At 61.2% G+C, this 1677-nt stretch carries 1 protein-coding gene; it reads left to right on the plus strand.

Going from position 1 to position 1677, the window contains the following annotated elements; translation table 11 throughout:
* Positions 1 to 399: 399 nt before the first annotated feature.
* Positions 400 to 1656, plus strand: a complete 1257-nt coding sequence (gene fmdA, locus Y705_RS0101765) for a formamidase (RefSeq protein ID WP_026531612.1) — start codon at positions 400 to 402, stop codon at positions 1654 to 1656.
* The last annotated feature ends 21 nt before the right edge of the window (positions 1657 to 1677 follow it).

The raw sequence follows: 1677 nt of genomic DNA on the forward strand, positions 1-1677 counted from the left end.
CTGCCAGGCCCCACCCTCATGAAAACCCCGAAACCCGAGCGCGTCAATCAAGGACGTCACCACGTTCAATCCGGCATGGGAGACCAGCGACTGCTCCGTCGTGGCCACAGGAAGGGACGGGAAAACACAGGTACTCTTGGACATCAGAAAGGTGCTTCTTTCAGCCGGTAAATCAGTGCGTCAACAACACTATTTTCCCAGCTCAGAAGCACCTTTCGTCGCTTAAACACACCTGCCAGGCCCCACCCTCATGAAAACCCCGGGCTAGGCTTCCGAAACCTCACCCACTACATCGCGAGATCACTCCTGGAATCAGGCGGCTTCAGACCCTACCTACACTCTCAATTACGATGAGCCCCATAACCCCATCACGCCCGCCGAACGATCAAAGGAGATGAAATGCCCGAGGTGATATTTCCACTGGATTCCACCAGGAAGTTCGAAGATCAGGAAAAGGTGGGCCACAACCGGTGGCATCCGGAGATTCCACCGGTTGCCACCGTCAAACCCGGGGACTCGTTCCGGGTGCACTGCCGGGAGTGGTTCGACGGCGCAATCGTCAATGACGACTCTGCCGAGGACATCCTGAACGCTCCCCTCCTGACGGTGCACAAGCTCAGCGGGCCGTTCGCTGTGGAAGGCGCGAAGCCGGGCGACCTGCTGGTGGTCGACATCCTCGACGTCGGTCCGATACCCCAGGAGGATTCAGGCCCGCTGGCCGGCCAGGGCTGGGGTTACACCGGTATCTTCGCCAGGAACAACGGCGGTGGTTTCCTGACCGACCAGTTCCCGGACGCCTATAAGGCGATCTGGGATTTCAACGGCCAAACGGCCACCTCCCGCCATGTACCCGGCATTTCCTTTCCCGGCCTGATCCATCCCGGGCTGATGGGAACAGCCCCGTCCGCGGCGCTGCTGTCCACATGGAACAAGCGCGAGGGCGACCTGATCGCGACAGATCCCGGCAGGGTCCCACCCCTGGCGCTGCCACCTGAAGCCGAGCATGCCGTTCTTGGGAGCCTGTCAGGTGCCGACTTCGACCGGGTGGCCGGCGAAGCAGCACGTACAGCGCCGCCGCGCGAGAACGGTGGCAACCAGGACATCAAGAATTTGTCCAAAGGCACGAGGATTTTCTACCCCGTCTTCATCGACGGGGCCAACCTCTCGCTGGGTGACCTCCACTTCTCCCAGGGCGACGGCGAAATCACCTTCTGCGGTGCTATCGAGATGGGCGGTTTCATCGACCTGAGGGTGGACATCATCAAGGGCGGGATGGAGACGTACGGTGTAAGCGAGAATGCCATTTTCATGCCGGGCAACGTGGACCCGCAGTTCAGCGAATGGATCGCGTTCTCGGGGACGTCGGTAACCCTGGACGGTGAGCAGCGCTACCTCGACTCCCACCTGTCCTACCAGCGGGCATGCCTCCACGCCATCGACTACCTGACCAAGTTCGGCTACAGCCCCGAGCAGGCCTACCTCCTCCTTGGAGCAGTGCCCATCGAAGGAAGGCTCTCGGGCGTGGTGGACATTCCCAACTCCTGTTCCACCGTCTACATTCCCACCTCCATTTTCGACTTCGACGTGCGTCCGTCCGCCGCAGGGCCGCACCAGATCGACCCGGGTATCGGTGCTCCTCGAGCCGCCAACAGCTAGCGCCGACCGCTTAGGATGGCC

It is taken from the genome of Arthrobacter sp. H41 (assembly GCF_000520535.1).
In the GTDB taxonomy this organism is placed as follows: Bacteria; Actinomycetota; Actinomycetes; order Actinomycetales; family Micrococcaceae; genus Arthrobacter_D.

What these genes read in the sequence shown, in the direction of transcription:
- fmdA (WP_026531612.1), top strand. Translation starts at nt 400, where the DNA reads ATGCCCGAGGTGATATTTCCACTGGATTCCACCAGGAAGTTCGAAGAT.